At 41.1% G+C, this 18102-nt stretch carries 15 protein-coding genes; all 15 read left to right on the top strand.

All coding sequences use genetic code 11. The features are described 5' to 3' along the window. Window positions 1–120: 120 nt before the first annotated feature. The 15 genes from ABDW32_RS10035 to ilvA all read left to right on the top strand — a co-directional run bounded on the left by ABDW32_RS10035 (window position 121) and on the right by ilvA (window position 18057). A complete protein-coding gene (locus tag ABDW32_RS10035) occupies window positions 121–771 on the top strand; it encodes a hypothetical protein (RefSeq protein ID WP_343561959.1) in 651 nt (216 codons plus the stop codon). A 387-nt stretch (window positions 772–1158) separates the two neighbouring features. Then, window positions 1159–2661, top strand: coding sequence for a F0F1 ATP synthase subunit beta (gene atpD / locus ABDW32_RS10040; RefSeq protein WP_077437038.1), 1503 nt, complete (start codon window positions 1159–1161; stop codon window positions 2659–2661). Window positions 2662–2770: 109 nt separating this feature from the next. Further along, window positions 2771–3019, top strand: coding sequence for an ATP synthase F1 subunit epsilon (gene atpC, locus ABDW32_RS10045; RefSeq protein ID WP_028071934.1), 249 nt, complete (start codon window positions 2771–2773; stop codon window positions 3017–3019). Between the two features lie 395 nt (window positions 3020–3414). Next, on the top strand, window positions 3415–4305 hold the full coding sequence (locus ABDW32_RS10050; protein WP_343561962.1) for a branched-chain amino acid transaminase: 891 nt from the start codon (window positions 3415–3417) through the stop codon (window positions 4303–4305). Then, the gene (gene ilvD / locus ABDW32_RS10055; RefSeq protein ID WP_343561964.1) at window positions 4289–5989 is read left to right on the top strand and encodes a dihydroxy-acid dehydratase; all 1701 of its coding nucleotides are present in this window, start codon (window positions 4289–4291) and stop codon (window positions 5987–5989) included. The genes ABDW32_RS10050 and ilvD overlap by 17 nt, the downstream gene beginning before the upstream one ends. Before the next feature lie 97 nt (window positions 5990–6086). After that, a complete protein-coding gene (ilvB, locus tag ABDW32_RS10060; RefSeq protein ID WP_343561966.1) occupies window positions 6087–7829 on the top strand; it encodes a biosynthetic-type acetolactate synthase large subunit in 1743 nt (580 codons plus the stop codon). Between the two features lie 8 nt (window positions 7830–7837). Next, a complete protein-coding gene (ilvN, locus tag ABDW32_RS10065) occupies window positions 7838–8428 on the top strand; it encodes an acetolactate synthase small subunit (protein WP_077437042.1) in 591 nt (196 codons plus the stop codon). 14 nt (window positions 8429–8442) lie between these two features. Further along, window positions 8443–8907: a DinB family protein gene (locus ABDW32_RS10070; protein WP_343561968.1), complete on the top strand. Its 465-nt coding sequence runs from the start codon at window positions 8443–8445 to the stop codon at window positions 8905–8907. 45 nt (window positions 8908–8952) lie between these two features. Further along, window positions 8953–10434 carry a ketol-acid reductoisomerase gene (ilvC, locus tag ABDW32_RS10075; RefSeq protein WP_077437044.1) on the top strand — a complete coding sequence of 494 codons (1482 nt, stop codon included), beginning with the start codon at window positions 8953–8955 and terminating at the stop codon, window positions 10432–10434. 178 nt (window positions 10435–10612) lie between these two features. Beyond that, a complete protein-coding gene (gene leuC, locus ABDW32_RS10080) occupies window positions 10613–12010 on the top strand; it encodes a 3-isopropylmalate dehydratase large subunit (RefSeq protein ID WP_343561971.1) in 1398 nt (465 codons plus the stop codon). A gap of 105 nt (window positions 12011–12115) precedes the next feature. Beyond that, a complete protein-coding gene (gene leuD, locus ABDW32_RS10085) occupies window positions 12116–12706 on the top strand; it encodes a 3-isopropylmalate dehydratase small subunit (RefSeq protein WP_343561973.1) in 591 nt (196 codons plus the stop codon). Beyond that, window positions 12700–14178: an ATP-binding cassette domain-containing protein gene (locus ABDW32_RS10090; RefSeq protein WP_343561975.1), complete on the top strand. Its 1479-nt coding sequence runs from the start codon at window positions 12700–12702 to the stop codon at window positions 14176–14178. Before leuD ends, ABDW32_RS10090 begins: the two co-directional genes overlap by 7 nt. A 107-nt stretch (window positions 14179–14285) precedes the next feature. Next, a complete protein-coding gene (gene leuB, locus ABDW32_RS10095) occupies window positions 14286–15359 on the top strand; it encodes a 3-isopropylmalate dehydrogenase (RefSeq protein WP_343561977.1) in 1074 nt (357 codons plus the stop codon). Window positions 15360–15425: 66 nt separating this feature from the next. Then, complete coding sequence (locus ABDW32_RS10100; protein WP_077437050.1) at window positions 15426–16589, top strand: 2-isopropylmalate synthase; 1164 nt, start codon at window positions 15426–15428, stop codon at window positions 16587–16589. A 220-nt stretch (window positions 16590–16809) separates the two neighbouring features. Then, a complete protein-coding gene (gene ilvA, locus ABDW32_RS10105) occupies window positions 16810–18057 on the top strand; it encodes a threonine ammonia-lyase IlvA (RefSeq protein WP_343561980.1) in 1248 nt (415 codons plus the stop codon). Window positions 18058–18102 lie beyond the last annotated feature (45 nt).

Genomic DNA, 18102 nt, shown 5'->3' on the forward strand with positions numbered 1-18102 from the left:
TATTGAAATATATTTCACTTTCAATTTTCGTTTTTTCAATAATTCCTTATATTTATCACAGGCATATACTAGCTTTGTGGCTGGAATATCTGGATTAAACTTATAATAACAATAAACAACATGAGCAAATTGAGATTAGCATTCGTATTCTTTACGATTTTATTTATTTCATCGTACACTTTATTACAGGCTCAAACTCCTGCAGCAGCGCCTGTTACGGCTACTCAGCAGGCTAATGAAGCTTACAAATATAGCCCCGATGGACTAAGAAAAGGGACTTTGGCCAATCAATTTGATCACTTAAATTATATATCAAAAAATAATTACGACTTCAAGATGGTTCGCAAAACCAACCTGGAAATCGTAAAAAGAAATGTCGTCGACACAGTTGCCAAGTTGCGTAAGGAAATCAATACCTTAAAATCGTCTTCCAGTAACTATACTGCCAATACGAAAAACTTACAGGATTCCATTCAGTTATTAAAAGATCAGCTTGCGCAGGAACAGCAAAAAACCGATAGCTTTTCCTTCATGGGCATCAATACTTCCAAAGGTTTATATAGTACCGTTGTTTGGACCATCATCGGAGTCTTAGCTGTCGCGACCTTTATTTTCCTATTTTCTTATAGAAAAGCTAAGGTTGATACGGTAGAATTTCAGAAAACAGCAGAACAGTCGCAGGAAGAATTTGCGACATTCCGTAAAAAGGCGATGGAAAAAGAGCAATTGCTGAAACGTCAATTGCAAGATGAACTCAACAAAAAGATATAGTATAGCAAAAAAACATAGTATAGCGCTGCAAAAAAAACTATACTTCTCCTATTTTTATCGACCTGAACCGACGCTCAATCTTGACCTCGCTTCAGGTCGATAACATTTAAATACCATACGTATCCAATCACAAGGGCATCTGAAAAAGAAGTACTGCTGCAAAAAAATAGGATGACCAACAGCTCGGAAAAAGTATATTTACAACAAGAGGAATCGAAACTAACAGAATTACAAGAGATAACATTTTGACATACATGAATAAAAATGTAATTTAATTGCAAATTCTATTTGTTTTTAAAAACGAATAACCTTATTTTTGCTGACCAAAAAAGAGGCCTTTTATGTCTCTTATACAAAATTGATTAATAAATATTTAGTCCCTATAATATGCCCAAGATTGGTAAAATAGCGCAGATTATCGGCCCAGTTGTTGACGTCAACTTCGCCGACAGTGAAAATCTACCTAAAATTTACGATGCATTGTACATTCAAAAAGAAAATGGACAACGTGTTGTATTGGAAGTTCAACAACACTTAGGTCAGGATCGTGTACGTACAATTGCCATGGATGCAACTGAAGGTTTGGTTCGCGGAATGGAAGTTGTTGATACTGGTGCTCCTATCAAAATGCCTGTTGGTGAAGAAATCAAAGGTCGTGTATTCAATGTAGTTGGTGATGCCATTGATGGTATCCAAGATTTGAATAAAGAGAATGGTCGTCCTATCCACAACGTCCCTCCTAAATTCGAAGACCTATCTACTGAATCCGAAGTACTTTTTACTGGTATCAAAGTTATTGACCTTTTAGAACCATATGCAAAAGGTGGTAAAATTGGTTTGTTCGGAGGTGCCGGAGTAGGTAAAACCGTATTAATCCAAGAGTTGATCAACAACATTGCTAAAGGTCACGGTGGTCTTTCGGTATTTGCCGGTGTAGGTGAGCGTACACGTGAAGGTAATGACTTATTACGTGAGATGTTGGAATCAGGTATCATCAAATATGGTGAGCATTTTATGGAAGGCATGGAAAAAGGTGAATGGCCTTTGGACACTGTTGACCACGAATTAATGAAAGACTCTAAATGTACTTTCGTATTCGGTCAGATGAATGAGCCTCCTGGTGCACGTGCACGTGTTGCCCTATCAGGTTTGACAGTTGCGGAATATTTCCGTGATGGTGATGGCGAAGGTCAAGGTCGTGACGTCCTATTCTTTATCGATAACATCTTCCGTTTTACACAAGCTGGTTCTGAAGTATCCGCACTATTAGGCCGTATGCCTTCAGCTGTAGGTTACCAACCAACCCTAGCAACAGAGATGGGTTTGATGCAAGAGCGTATCACTTCAACTAAAAACGGATCTATTACTTCAGTACAAGCGGTTTATGTACCTGCCGATGACTTAACTGACCCTGCTCCAGCGACAACTTTCGCTCACTTGGACGCAACGACAGTATTGTCCCGTAAAATTGCTGAGTTAGGTATCTATCCTGCTGTGGATCCTTTGGATTCTACATCACGTATCCTTTCTCCTGCTGTTTTAGGTGCTGAACATTATGATACTGCACAACGTGTAAAAGAAATTCTTCAACGTTACAAAGAATTACAAGATATCATCGCCATCTTAGGTATGGACGAGCTATCTGAAGAAGATAAATTAACTGTACACCGCGCACGTCGTGTACAACGTTTCTTGTCACAACCTTTCCACGTAGCAGAACAATTTACGGGTTTAAAAGGTGTATTGGTAGACATCAAAGATACCATCAAAGGTTTCAACATGATCATTGATGGTGAGGTTGATGAATATCCAGAAGCTGCCTTCAACTTGGTAGGTAACATCGACGATGCTATCGAAAAAGGTAAGAAATTATTAGCAGAAGCAGTTTAATTTAGATATTGGACCATAGGTATGAGATAATAGACTTTCGATTATCTCATATCTATTTGAAAACCTAAAGTTCTCAAATCTCATATCTCAAATCTTATATCTAAGAATAATGAAATTAACAATTATCACTCCCGACAAATTAGTATACGAAGGCGAAGTAACATCGGTTACTGTCCCTGGCTCTGCTGGCTCCTTTCAAATTCTGAAAGACCACGCAGCTATTGTTTCTACTTTGGAAGATGGAAAAGTAATTATTCAACAAGGTAAAGGTGGACAAGAAGTGTTCATTAAAGGTGGTGTTGTGGAAGCAAAAGACAATGTCATTACCGTGCTTGCTGAAGGAATTATCGGAGATTAAATCAATTGATTTTAAAATATTGAAAAGCTTCCGATAGAAATATCGGAAGCTTTTTTTTTAAAGTTTTTTTGACAATTTCTTCATTTTAGGAAGAAATTTGCCCTTTGTAACAAAAAATAATTTTTTAGCCATGTAGACCAATTTTAAATATGGTATACGACTAACAAAATTAAAAACCGAACAAACCAAGTAATTGCAGTTTAAAATTTTTTAAAATAATATAATATAAAATTTTATTCTAAATAGAAAATTAGCACTTTACCTATTGCCAATTATTGTAATTCCTGCTACCTTGAGGAAATGAAAATCGAAGGTTTTTACAGCAGCCTGAGATAGCGCAATTTACCAGCAAAAACCAGACAGGGAAATTATTTATATAAGGTAAATTTTGGGTTATGAATTACTACGACAAGAACACATTGATTTATTTGGATGGAGCTTTTGTAAAAGCCTCCGAGGCTGCATTGAATCCCTTTGCACAATCGCTTCATTATGGCTACGCCGTATTCGATGGTTTACGTGCGTACAACACCCACAATGGCCCGCGTATCTTTAAAGCGGACAAGCATTTTGACCGGCTAAAGAAATCCTGCGAAGCGGTTAATATTCCCTATCCCTGGAGTAACCGGGAGCTAATAGACAAATGTTATGAACTTTTGGCCATTAACAACTTACGTGAAGCCTACATCCGTCCATTGGTACTCACAGGTTCGAATATGCACCTGACTTCCTCTACAGAGGCTAACCTGATGATTGCCGCCTGGGAATGGGGGCCCTATCTTGGTCAGAACCTGTTACGGGTATGCATCTCTGACATCAAAAGGCCCAATCCAAAATCTTTCAAAACAGACTCAAAGATATCAGGCCAATATGTAAACTCCATTCTGGCAACTACAGAAGCCATCAAAAGAGGTTTTGATGAGGCACTTATGCTTGACCATGAGGGTTTCGTGGCACAGGCATCAAGCGAGAATATTTTTATCGAGAAAGATTTCAAAATCTATACGCCGCCAGCGAAAAACATTTTTCCCGGCATTACGCGACAGACGGTTAAAAACATCTGTAAAAAACTGAATTTCGAAGTCATTGAAAAGCCATTGACAGTAGAAGATATCTATACTGCCGACAGCGCATTCTTATGCGGTACAGCAGCTGAAATTATCGGAATCAAACAAGTTGATGATGTGATCTATCAGGAAGAGTGGGAACACAGCATAGGGGCATCTATCCAAAGAAGATATAAAAATTTAGTATTAGAGAACGAAAATTATGAAGTCATCATCTAACGGCGAAAATGCAATGAACAAATACAGCCGTACATTTACACAAGACGAAACGCAACCTGCTGCTAAAGCCATGCTTTACGGTATCGGCCTGACAGATGCCGATATGGACAAGGCACAGGTCGGTATTGCCAGCATGGGATATGATGGTAATACGTGTAATATGCACCTTAATGATTTGGCGCAAATAGTCAAAAAAGGGGTTTGGAACAATGACTTAGTCGGTTTGACCTTTGGCACCATTGGTGTCAGCGATGGGATGAGCAACGGTACAGATGGTATGCGTTACTCACTGGTCAGCCGCGATGTAATCGCCGATAGTATTGAAACGATCTGTGGTGGTCAATATTACGATGGCTTGATCTCTATCCCTGGATGTGATAAAAACATGCCCGGTGCCATTATGGCAATGGCGCGGTTGGACCGCCCCTCGCTAATGGTCTATGGGGGCACAATAGCACCCGGTCATTATAAAGGCGAGGAACTAAATATCGTTTCTGCATTTGAAGCCTTAGGACAACGTATCTGTGGCAACCTTTCCGATGAAGATTACGAAGGTATCATCAAACATACCTGTCCCGGTGCCGGAGCCTGTGGCGGTATGTATACCGCAAATACAATGGCCTCAGCAATTGAAGCATTGGGAATGAGCTTGCCTTATTCTTCTTCCAACCCGGCAATCTCTGAAGAAAAGAAAAATGAATGTCTAGATGCGGGTAAATATATCCGTATTTTACTGGAAAAAGATATTAAACCTTCGGATATCATGACCCGTAAGGCATTCGAAAATGCTTTACGTACCATCGTTATCTTAGGTGGCAGTACCAATGCCGTACTTCACTTCATCGCCATCGGTAAAGCTGTGGGCGTTGATATTTCACAAGACGACTTCCAGCGTATGAGCGATGAGACCCCAGTGTTGGCAGATTTTAAACCTTCTGGTAAATACCTTATGCAGGATCTTCAACAGTTTGGTGGAACTCCTGCTGTGATGAAATATCTTTTGGATGAAGGTTTATTACATGGTGATTGTATCACCGTAACCGGAAAGACAGTTGCAGAGAACTTAGCGGATGTTAAATCCATTATGGAATATGAGCAACCTATCATCAAACCATTAAGCAATCCGATCAAAGCGACAGGACACTTACAGATCCTGTACGGTAACTTAGCTGAAAAAGGGTCCGTTGCGAAGATCTCTGGAAAAGAAGGCGAAAAATTCACCGGTCCTGCGCGTGTATTCGATGGCGAACATGACTTAGTTGCTGGAATAGCTTCTGGCAGAATCAAACCGGGAGATGTTGTCGTTATCAAAAATGAAGGCCCAGTGGGCGCTCCAGGTATGCCTGAAATGCTTAAACCTACTTCATTGATTATCGGTGCCGGCCTGGGTAAATCCGTGGCTTTGATTACCGATGGCCGTTTCTCCGGAGGAACACACGGTTTTGTCGTCGGTCACATCACTCCTGAATCTTACAAAGGGGGATTAATTGGCTTAGTCCATGATGACGATATCATCGAAATTGATGCCGTTAATAATACAATTAACGTGAAACTTTCCGATGAGGAGATTGCACAACGTCGTGCGGCCTGGGTACAACCCGCGTTGAAAGTCAGCAAAGGTGTATTATACAAATATGCTAAAACTGTAGCTGACGCCTCAGAAGGCTGTGTAACAGATCTGTAGTAAATTAAAGGCAATTAAAAATGGAAATGCTGTCAAGCCTGCGGCTTCTATAGACAGCATCTCAATACTAAATACTAATATCTCAATACTAATCAATATGAGTACACTGGAAATAACAGAAAATAAGGCTGCTACCAAGCAGGAAACGCCGACACAAATTTCGGGATCGAAAGCTGTTTTGGAAGCCTTATTGAGCGAAGGAGTTGATACCGTATTTGGTTATCCGGGTGGTGCAATTATGCCCATCTATGATGCCCTTTATGATTATACGGATCGTCTGAAGCATATTTTAGTGCGCCATGAACAAGGTGGAATCCACGCGGCGCAAGGTTATGCAAGAACTTCAGGTCGTACTGGTGTCGTCTTCGCGACGAGTGGCCCTGGAGCAACAAACTTAGTTACTGGACTGGCTGATGCCATGATCGACAGTAATCCTATCGTCTGTGTCACAGGTCAGGTCTTTGCTTCACTATTGGGGACAGATGCTTTTCAGGAAACGGATGTTATCAATATCACCGCACCGGTCACGAAATGGAACTATCAGGTCACCGACGCTACTGAAATTCCAGCTGCACTCGCAAAAGCATTTTATATTGCCAGCACCGGTCGTCCGGGGCCGGTATTGATTGATATCACCAAAAATGCGCAAATGCAATTGTTCGATTATTATGGTTACGAAAAATGTAACCATGTACGTAGCTACAGACCTGCACCACAAGTACGTAAGGAGTATGTCGAACAGGCTGCTGAGTTAATCAACAATGCAAAAAAGCCATTTGTTCTTTTTGGACAGGGTGTCATCCTGGGAAAAGCCGAAGCAGAATTCAAAGCTTTTATCGAAAAGACCGGAATTCCATCAGCAGCTACTGTCATGGGATTGAGCGCACTTCCTACTGATCATAAACTTCATGTCGGGATGTTGGGGATGCACGGAAACTATGCGCCAAATGTCATGACCAACGAATGTGATGTTTTAATTGCAGTCGGCATGCGTTTCGATGACCGCGTAACAGGTCGTTTGGATAAATATGCCAAACAGGCAAAAGTGATCCATCTGGATATTGACCCTGCAGAGATCGACAAAAACGTACAGACAACGGTACCGGTATGGGGCGACTGTAAAGAATCCCTTCCAATGCTAACTGAATTGGTTAAAGCAGTAGATCATTCCGCTTGGCTTCAACAATTCCGCGAACTTGAAAAAGAAGAAATCAAGGAAGTTATCCAAAATGAACTTCACCCGCAGACAGATATTATGACCATGGGCGAGGTCATCAATGTGTTGAATGAATTGACAGGCGGTGAGGCCATCATTACAACGGATGTAGGTCAGCACCAGATGGTCTCCTGTCGTTATGCCAAGTTCAATAATAGTAAATCCAATGTGACCTCAGGTGGATTAGGAACAATGGGCTTCGGGCTTCCGGCAGCGATCGGTGCATGGTATGGTGCTCCCGAGAAAACTGTTGTAGCCATAATCGGTGACGGCGGTATCCAAATGACTATCCAAGAGTTGGGAACCATTATGCAATTTGGCGCGAAGGTGAAAATCTTGATCCTTAACAACGAGTTCTTGGGAATGGTACGCCAGTGGCAACAACTGTTCCACGACAAGCGCTATTCTTTCGTGAATATCACCAGTCCTGATTTTGTTGCTGTTGCCAAAGGATATTATATTGATGGCCAGAAAATTTCAGAGCGAAAAGATCTCCGCGCTGCACTTCAGACCATGCTCGAACACGATGGCGCTTATTTATTGGAAGTAATGGTAGGAAAAGAAAACAATGTATTCCCCATGGTCGCACAAGGAACATCCGTATCAGAGATCCGCTTAAAGTAAAGTTGAAAATGGAAAAACAAGAATATACCATTACCCTATACACAGAGAATTCTATCGGTCTTATCGGTAGGATCTCAACGATTTTTTCAAGAAGAAAAATCAATATCGAAAGCTTGAATACCTCACCTTCTGAGGTAGAAGGCATACATCGGTTCACTATTGTGATTACTGAAGCAGAAGAGGTGCTACGTAAGCTTTGTCGTCAGTTGGAAAAACAGATTGATATTCTTAAAGCCTACTACAACACCAATGATGAAGTGATCTGGCAAGAGCAGGCGCTATATAAGGTACCTGCGGACGTCGTCAACGAAAAAGTATATGTTGAGCGTCTACTACGCCAATATGGTGCCAATGTAGTGGTGATCCGTAATGATTATATCGTCTTTGAAACTGCAGGTCACCGCGAAGAGATCGATAAGTTAACAGAAGAACTGACCAAATATGGTTTGATCGAATTTGTACGTGGTGCGCGTATTGCAATTATTAAAGATAGCGCCGGTTTCCACTCCAAACTGGTTCAGTTTGAGGCGAAGGAACCATCTATTGAAATCGTTGAAAATGAATATCTCGACAAAAGAGACGACGTATTTACGATGTAAGTTTTAAAAATATCATGCAAGAAACATTTAAATTTATCCTCAAGTCACGTCAGAAATTCATCGAATTAATTGATGGGCTTTCCGTAGAACAACTCAACAAAATTCCAGCGGGATTTAACAACAATATCATCTGGAACTTTGCGCATATCGTTGTCAGTACACAGACGTTGATCTATGTCCGCACAGGAATCAAAGCCGACACTTCTTGGGTGAAATATAACGAAGATTATAAAAAAGATACTAAACCAACCCGCTTTGTCGAACAAGCGGAAATTGATGAATTGAAAGAAATTGCAATCCGCAGTATCGAGCAAATTGCCGCTGACTATGAAAATGGTGTCTTCGGAGAAATCACCTCTTTTTCAACAGCAACCTATGGTTATCCAATGGACACAATTGAAGAAGTTATTGCCCTGACATCAGGACATGATAACGTCCATTTCGGTTACGCAATGGCTCAACGCAGATTAGTACAATAATTAAAATAAATAATCAACAACCAATAACAGAAAGAAAGTAAAACAATGGCAAATTATTTCAACACCTTACCGCTTAGAGAGCAGTTAGAACAATTAAGTCACGCTGAATTCATGGACAACAGCGAATTCACGGATGGTGTAAACGCTTTAAAAGGTAAAAAAATCGTAATCGTAGGATGTGGTGCACAAGGCTTGAACCAAGGTTTAAACTTAAGAGATAGCGGACTGGACGTTTCTTATGCTTTACGTAAAGAAGCTATTGAACAAAAAAGAGATTCCTGGAAAAACGCTACAGACAATAATTTTAACGTAGGCACTTACGAAGAATTGATCCCGACTGCGGATTTAGTTATCAACTTGACTCCAGATAAACAACATACTTCAGTAATCAACGCCGTGATGCCATTGATGAAAGAGGGAGCTACATTGTCTTATTCACATGGTTTCAACATCGTTGAAGAAGGAATGCAGATCCGTAAAGATATCACTGTGATCATGGTTGCGCCAAAATGTCCGGGTTCGGAAGTTCGTGCAGAATACCTTCGCGGATTTGGTGTACCTACTTTGATTGCTGTTCACCCAGAAAATGATCCGCAAGGAAAAGGTTGGGCTGAAGCAAAAGCATATTGTGTGGGAACAGGTGGCCACAAAGCCGGTGTATTGAAATCATCCTTCGTCGCAGAAGTAAAATCAGATTTAATGGGTGAACAAACGATTCTTTGTGGATTGTTGCAAACAGGTTCGATCTTATCTTTCGACAAAATGGTCGAAAAAGGAATCGACGCGGGTTACGCATCCAAATTGGTACAATATGGCGTTGAGGTGATTACTGAAGCCTTGAAACATGGTGGTGTGAGCGGTATGATGGACCGTTTGAGCAACCCTGCAAAAGTAAAAGCTTTTGAGATCTCTGAAGAACTGAAAGATATCATGCGTCCATTGTTCCAAAAACACCAAGACGATATCATGTCGGGCCACTTCAGCAAGACGATGATGGAAGATTGGGCAAACGGTGATGCAAACTTATTGAAATGGAGAGCTGAAACAGGTGAAACTGCCTTCGAAAAAACGCCTGCTGCTGATGTTAAAATCAACGAGCAAGAATACTTCGACAATTATACATTGATGGTCGCTTTCATTCGTGCTGGGGTAGAATTGGCATTTGAAACCATGGTTGAAGCTGGTATCAAACCGGAATCAGCATACTACGAATCATTGCACGAAACACCATTGATCGCTAACACAATCGCACGTAAGAAATTGTTCGAAATGAACCGTGTTATTTCTGATACAGCAGAATACGGTTGTTACCTATTCGATCAGGCCTGTAAACCATTATTGGCTGACTTCATGAAAACTGTGGATACAGATTTAGTAGGTAAAAACTTCAACGAAGGTAAAGATGCTGCAGTTGACAATGCACAATTGGTTGCCATCAATGAAATTTTACGCGAGCATCCTGTAGAAATTGTTGGCCGCAAATTGCGTAAAGCGATGACTGCCATGAAAGCGATCAAAACTGTTTAAAAATTTATACGGATTATCTGTTTTTTAAGGGCCATATGGAATATCCAATTGAATTCAATGTACATATGTGCTCGAAATGATGAATATTTCGTAATTTAGTATATTAAAATCAAGGTGATATTGAGACATTTACAATATCACCTTGATTAATATAAAAATAACATAAGAGAGAATAAAAATGTCAAAAACATTAGTAGAAAAGATTTGGGATGCTCACGTCGTCAAGCGTGAAGAAGGGTTTCCAGATATTCTGTATATCGACACCCACTTGATTCATGAGGTTACTTCACCTCAGGCTTTTGATGGCTTACGCAAAAGAGGAATTCCAGTTTTTCGTCCAAAACAAACGGTAGCTACTGCCGATCATAACGTACCGACCCTCAACCAACATTTACCGATCAAGGAAGAGCTATCGCGCTATCAAGTAGATATGCTGACCAAAAATTGTGCTGAATTTGGTATTGAACTCTATGGTTTGGGTCATCCTTATCAAGGGATTGTACACGTGATCGGTCCAGAGTTAGGTATTACCCTCCCCGGTAAAACAATGGTCTGTGGGGATAGTCATACTTCGACACACGGTGCCTTTGGAGCTATTGCGTTTGGTATTGGAACCTCTCAGGTTGAACAGGTCTTTGCGACGCAATGTTTATTGCAGTCCAAACCTAAAACCATGAAAATTGAAGTCAATGGTACCCTACAAAAGGGCGTTGGCGCAAAAGATATTATCCTCTATATTATCGCTCAGATTTCTGCGGCAGGCGGTACAGGCTATTTTATCGAATATGCCGGTTCGGCAATCCGTTCCTTGAGTATGGAAGCACGGATGACCATCTGTAACATGAGTATTGAAATGGGCGCTCGCGGCGGTTTAATTGCACCCGATCAAATTACATTTGATTATGTCGAAGGCCGCGAATTCGCACCAAAAGGAGAAGAATGGGATAAGGCCTTAGCCTACTGGAAAACATTGTATTCAGACGAAGATGCCATTTTTGATAAAGTATTGACTTTTGATGCAGCGGATATCGCCCCGATGATTACCTACGGTACAAACCCGGGTATGGGTATGGGCATCGCAGAACATATCCCAGCAACCAGTGCACAACCGGAATCAGAAAGGCCATCCTATCAAAAAGCGTTGGATTACATGGGCTTTAAGGACGATTCCACTGTCCTGGGTAACCGTGTAGACTATGTATTTATCGGAAGCTGTACGAATTCCCGTATTGAAGATTTACGTGAGGTAGCTTCTTTCGTGAAGGGGAAACAAAAAGCGCAGGATGTTGAAGTATGGATTGTACCAGGTTCCAAACAAGTTGAAAAACAAGCCAAAGAAGAAGGTTTGGATAAAATATTTGAAGCAGCAGGATTCCAATTACGTGAGCCCGGATGCTCAGCATGTTTAGGGATGAACGAAGATAAAATCCCAGCAGGCAAATATTGTGTTTCAACTTCAAATAGAAACTTCGAAGGACGTCAGGGACCTAATGCACGTACCATGTTGGTATCGCCACTCACAGCCGCAGCAGCCGCAGTAACTGGCAAAATAACAGATGTTAGAGAGTTGATCTAGTATTGAGATGAGAGAATTGAGTATTGAGACTCTGATTGTCCAAGCTTTCAGCTTATAACTAGCTCCATTTTTTAATTTTTAATTCTGACTTACTAAATTTTTGACATGAAAAAATTTGAAACTTTAACATCACAGGTAGTTCCCTTACCTATTGAAAATATTGATACGGACCAAATTATCCCTGCACGCTTTCTAAAAGCGACCACACGTGAAGGCTTTGGTGACAACCTGTTCCGTGACTGGCGTTTTGATAGCGACAATCAGCCTAAAGCAGATTTCGTATTGAATAACCCCACTTATTCCGGAAAGATATTAGTGGCCGGTAAAAACTTTGGTTGCGGCTCCAGCCGTGAGCATGCCGCTTGGGCAATCCAGGATTATGGCTTTGACGTTGTCATCAGTTCATTTTTTGCAGATATCTTTAAAGGTAACGCCCTTAACAACGGTGTATTGCCGATACAGGTTTCTGATGAGTTCTTAGCCAAAATCTTCGAATTGGTCCACCAAAATCCAAATACAGCAATTATCGTTGATCTCGAAAAACAAACAGTTATGTTAACAGAGACTGGCGATCAATTTGAATTTGAAATCAATCCATACAAAAAATCATGCTTGATTAATGGATACGATGATATCGATTTTATCCTAAATCAAAAAGATCTAATTGAATCATTTGAAACAACAAGAAAATGGTAGACCCAGTCGTCCATATTGCCAATTTAACTATTCAGCATGGTAAAGATACCATACTGCACGATTTAAATTGGCAAATTTTCCCCGGAGAACAATGGATCCTTGGCGGTCCAAGTGGCACGGGAAAAACAACGCTTGCAAAAGCAATTACGGGACAACTAAAATACGAGGGTACCCTATCCTTTCATCTGGATAGGGACAGCCCTTTGCCAGCGATTGTGCATTACGTCTCCAATTGGTTTCAATTTACCAATCTCGAGGGTGATCGCAATTTCTATTATCAACAACGCTACAACAAATTTGCAAAAAACGATACCTTAACGGTCTTTGCGGAATTAAAGCATTTTGCAAAGGACGAACAGTTAGCCTTTGAAGATGTCACACCATACCTCAGCATTTTTGGATTTGAAAACTTCAAAGATCAACAACTGATCGAACTTTCCAGTGGCGAACACAAAAGATTACAGTTGGTCAAAGCATTATGGCTTCAACCACAGGTGTTGATTATCGACCAGCCTTATACCGGACTGGATGTGCAGTCCCGGAAAGATTTGAATCAAATCTTTGATCAGCTAGCTGAAAAAGGCGTATCACTCCTGTTGATTACAAATGATGATGAACAGCCGGATTGCATCAATCGCTTTGCCGAAATCCAGCATGGGAAAATAGTCATTCGCCAAAACAGTAGCGAAATTTCGAAAGGAGTACCGCGGAAGCGAAAGGAATTACCTTATTTTTTACAGCAGTCGCCAAAAATCTCCGCTCCGGTCATGGTCAAGATGAAGCAAGTCCATATTTCTTATGGCGACAAGGAGGTTCTAAAAAATATTGACTGGGAGGTGAAAGCGGGTGAAAAATGGCTATTGCAGGGTCATAATGGCTCAGGAAAATCGACTTTATTAAGTCTGATCAATGGAGACCATCCGCAGGCCTATGCCAATGACATACATCTGTTTGGTAAAAAACGGGGATCAGGAGAAAGTATCTGGGAAATCAAAGAACACCTGGGAATTATTTCGCCCGAATTACATTGGTACTACGATATGAATGCCAATGTAGGGCAGACCATTGCTTCAGGTTTTTTCGACTCAATGAGTCTTTATCAGAGATTAGGCTACGAGCAACAGCAGAAGCTCGATCAGGTGCTCCATTTTTTTGATCTTAAAGATGTAAAGCATAAAACTTTAGGATCTTTACCTTTAGGTCAACAGCGACTGGCACTCCTCGCGCGAACCATCGTAAAACATCCCGAATTACTTATATTAGATGAGCCTTGTCAGGGATTGGACAAAGAGCAATCGCAATATTTTAACGATGTGATCGATGACCTGAGCAAGAATGGACAGACGCTGATATATGTTGGTCATTTTCAGAGCCAATTGCCGACCTGCATCGATAACAGGATGGTATTGGAAAGAGGCGAAATTAAATCCGTGGAACGAGTTATCCACAAAAAAGAGGTTTTATCAACATGAAAATTGTGGAAAACCCATTAATTAGAAAATACAAATAAAAAAGATGGCAGATAAGGCACAAGCTAGCGTCTTTGTACTCATATCTAATATCTCAATACTACAATACAATGAACAAAAATATTTTAATCATACCTGGAGATGGCATTGGCCAAGAAGTAACAACCTGGGGTAAAAAAGTTTTAGAAAAAATCGGTGAAAATTATGGCCATGAATTCAACTTTGATGAGGCCATTATGGGACATACTGCAATTGAAGCGACTGGCAATCCACTTCCGGATGAAACATTGGCGAAAGCAAAAGCATCCGATGCCATTCTTTTCGGTGCAATTGGACATATCAAATATGACAATGATCCCTCAGCTAAAGTAAGACCTGAACAGGGCTTATTGAAAATCCGCAAGGAACTAGGACTTTACGCAAACCTTCGTCCAATCCTTCTGTTTGATGAATTATTGGATGCTTCAAGCCTAAAACCTGAGATTCTTCGCGGTACCGATATTCTTTTCTTCCGTGAATTGACCGGGGATGTATATTTTGGTGAGAAAAACCGCAATGAAGACAATACCTTCGCTTCGGATCTGATGAATTACCACCGCTATGAGGTAGAGCGTATCGCACGCAAAGCTTTTGATGCAGCCCGGACACGTAATAAGAGATTATGCTCGGTTGATAAAGCCAATGTCTTAGAAACTTCCCGCCTTTGGAGAGAAGTAGTCCAAGAGATTGCCAAAGAATATCCGGATGTGGAAACGGAACACATGTTTATCGATAATGCAGCGATGCAATTGGTTAAAAATCCGAAAAAATTTGATGTTGTATTAACGGCTAATCTTTTTGGTGATATCCTGACCGATGAAGCTTCGCAAATTGCCGGTTCAATGGGTATGCTGGCTTCTGCTTCAGTGGGTGATGGCACAGGTTTCTTTGAGCCTATCCACGGTTCTGCACACGATATTGCCGGTCAGAATAAAGCGAATCCACTTGCTTCCATTTTATCTGCAGCCCTAATGCTTGACATTAGCTTTGGTCTTCAGGAAGAAGCAAAAGCGGTCACCAACGCTGTTGCTGAAACGTTGAAAGCTGGCTGGAGAACAGGTGACATCGCCAATAGTAACACCGATGCTTCAAAAATCTTAGGTACGCAGGAAATGGGTGAAAAAGTATTAGCGTTTATTAAATAGTAATGAGATATGGGTAGGGAGTTTTGCTTCTTACGCTTTTTTATAAATCTTTTGAATTAAGAAATTATGTTACACGATCCTAATCATCTTTATATCTTCGACACCACATTACGTGATGGCGAACAGGTACCAGGATGCCAATTAACTACACCAGAGAAAATTGAGATCGCAAAGGACTTGGAAAAACTGGGGGTTGATATTATCGAAGCTGGTTTTCCTGTTTCCAGTCCCGGAGATTTTCAATCTGTAGTAGAACTATCCAAGGCGGTGAATGATGTTATTATATGCGCATTGACCCGTGCCAATCAGAATGATATTGATGTAGCTGCAGAAGCATTGAAATTTGCCAAGCGTCCGCGTATCCATACCGGCATTGGCTCTTCGGATATGCATATCAAGTATAAATTCAATAGTACACGTGAAGAAATTTTAGAACGTGCAGTAGCAGCCGTAAAACATGCTAAATCCTACGTGGAAGATGTAGAGTTTTATGCCGAAGATGCGGGTCGTGCAGATCTGGAATTTTTAGCTAAAATGGTTGAATCTGTCATTGCTGCCGGCGCAACGGTCGTAAATATTCCAGATACCAACGGCTACTGCTTACCGGACCAATATGGTTCCAAAATCAAGTATCTCAAGGAAAATGTACGCAATATTGATCAGGCAATCATCTCGGCACACTGCCATAACGATCTAGGACTTGCTACTGCGAATTCCATCGCAGCCATACAGAACGGTGCCCGTCAGGTAGAATGTACCATTAATGGTATTGGCGAACGCGCGGGAAATACCTCATTGGAAGAAGTAGCAATGATCCTTAAAGTACATAACCAAGCTTTCGGCAGCTTAACGTCGAATATCGATAGCCGTATGTTTACCTACCTGTCCCGTAAGGTGAGCGAAATGATGAACATGCCTGTGCAACCCAATAAAGCAATCGTTGGACGGAATGCCTTTGCCCATAGTTCAGGTATCCACCAGGATGGTTTCTTGAAGCACCGCGAAAATTACGAAATCATCCGACCAGAAGATGTGGGTTTGGATGAGGCAGATATCATCTTAACGGCGCGTTCAGGTAGACATGCACTTAAACACCATTTAGAGCGTTTGGGCTTTCATCTTGAAAAAGATGACCTAGCAGATTGCTATCAACGCTTTTTGGTTTTGGCCGACGAAAAGAAAAATATTTGCGATGATGACCTAAAAAGCCTCATCCAAGAAAAGATATAAAAAGGAAGGCTGCACATGCAGCCTTTTTTTATCAGGAATACATTTTTAAAAGGATTCTACAATAACATGTATAAACTTTTTTGTGCTATGCACGCCTGGTCTTTTTCATAAAAATCAACTGAATTTAAATCAAATTTAAACACAACATAGGTAGCATCTCTAGTATAGCGGCGGATATCCCCGTTTTCTTTACTACCTTCATTAGACATATCATCTAACTATGAATCTATCAACCCTAAACATCGATTCCGAAGCTACGCTTGAACGTATCAAATCTGTGGTCAATCGTACGCCTTTACAATATAACCGGCATTTGTCCGAAAAATATGGTGCGGAAGTCTATCTCAAACGAGAAGATTTACAAGTGGTACGCTCCTATAAACTGCGCGGTGCCTATAACAAAATTATTTCGTTGACAGAAGAGGAAAGACAACGGGGTGTGGTCTGTGCCAGCGCAGGTAATCACGCCCAGGGTGTAGCCTTTTCATGCAACAAATTAGACATTAAGGGCGTCATATTTATGCCCGGACCAACGCCACGCCAAAAGATCTCCCAGACCGAAATGTGGGGCAACGGCAATGTTGAAATTGTATTGACCGGCGATACATTTGATGACTGTCAAAAAGCGGCTCTAGCCTATACGGAAGAACATGGAATGACTTTTATTCCACCATTTGATGACCTCAAAGTTGTGGAAGGACAAGGTACCGTAGCCGTAGAGGCATTACAGGATCTACCCGATATGGATGCTATATTTATTCCGATCGGTGGTGGTGGACTAGCTGCGGGTGCAAGCTACTACCTGAAAAGTAAAAACAAAGCAATCAAGTGCTACGGCATTGAACCTGAAGGTGCACCTTCGATGCAGGCCGCATTGGAAAACGATGCCCCTTTTGAACTGGAGCATATCAACAAGTTTGTGGATGGGGCTGCCGTGAAAAAAATAGGCGCTACCACATTCGCCATCGCCAAGCAACTGCTAGATGATACGCGTTCCATTCCCGAGGGTAAAATCTGTACCTGTATTCTGGATCTATACAATAAAGATGCAATCGTGGTTGAACCTGCGGGCGCACTTTCAGTCGCCGCATTGGAGTTCCACAAAGACGAAATTAAAGGTAAGAAAGTCGTCTGCATTATCTCTGGTGGTAATAATGATATTGACCGCATGAGCGAAATTAAAGAGCTGTCTTTACTTTATGAAGGATATAAGCATTATTTTATTGTCCGGTTCCCACAAAGACCGGGCGCGTTGAAACTATTCGTTTCCGAAGTTCTCGGACCTAAAGACGATATCACCCGATTTGAATTTATCAAAAAAACAGAACGCGAAAGAGGCCCTGCTTTGGTCGGTATTGAGCTCAACAAGCCTGAAGATTACGAAACACTGATCGCGCGGATGAAAGAATACAAATTTGATGTTATTGAAATCAATAAAGATCAGACTTTATTTGAGTATCTAGTCTAAAAAAGTATAAATCCGCCATTTAGCTATAAAGTGCCTCCATCAGTT

The sequence above is a fragment of the Sphingobacterium sp. genome, from assembly GCF_039596235.1.
Taxonomy (GTDB): Bacteria; Bacteroidota; Bacteroidia; order Sphingobacteriales; family Sphingobacteriaceae; genus Sphingobacterium.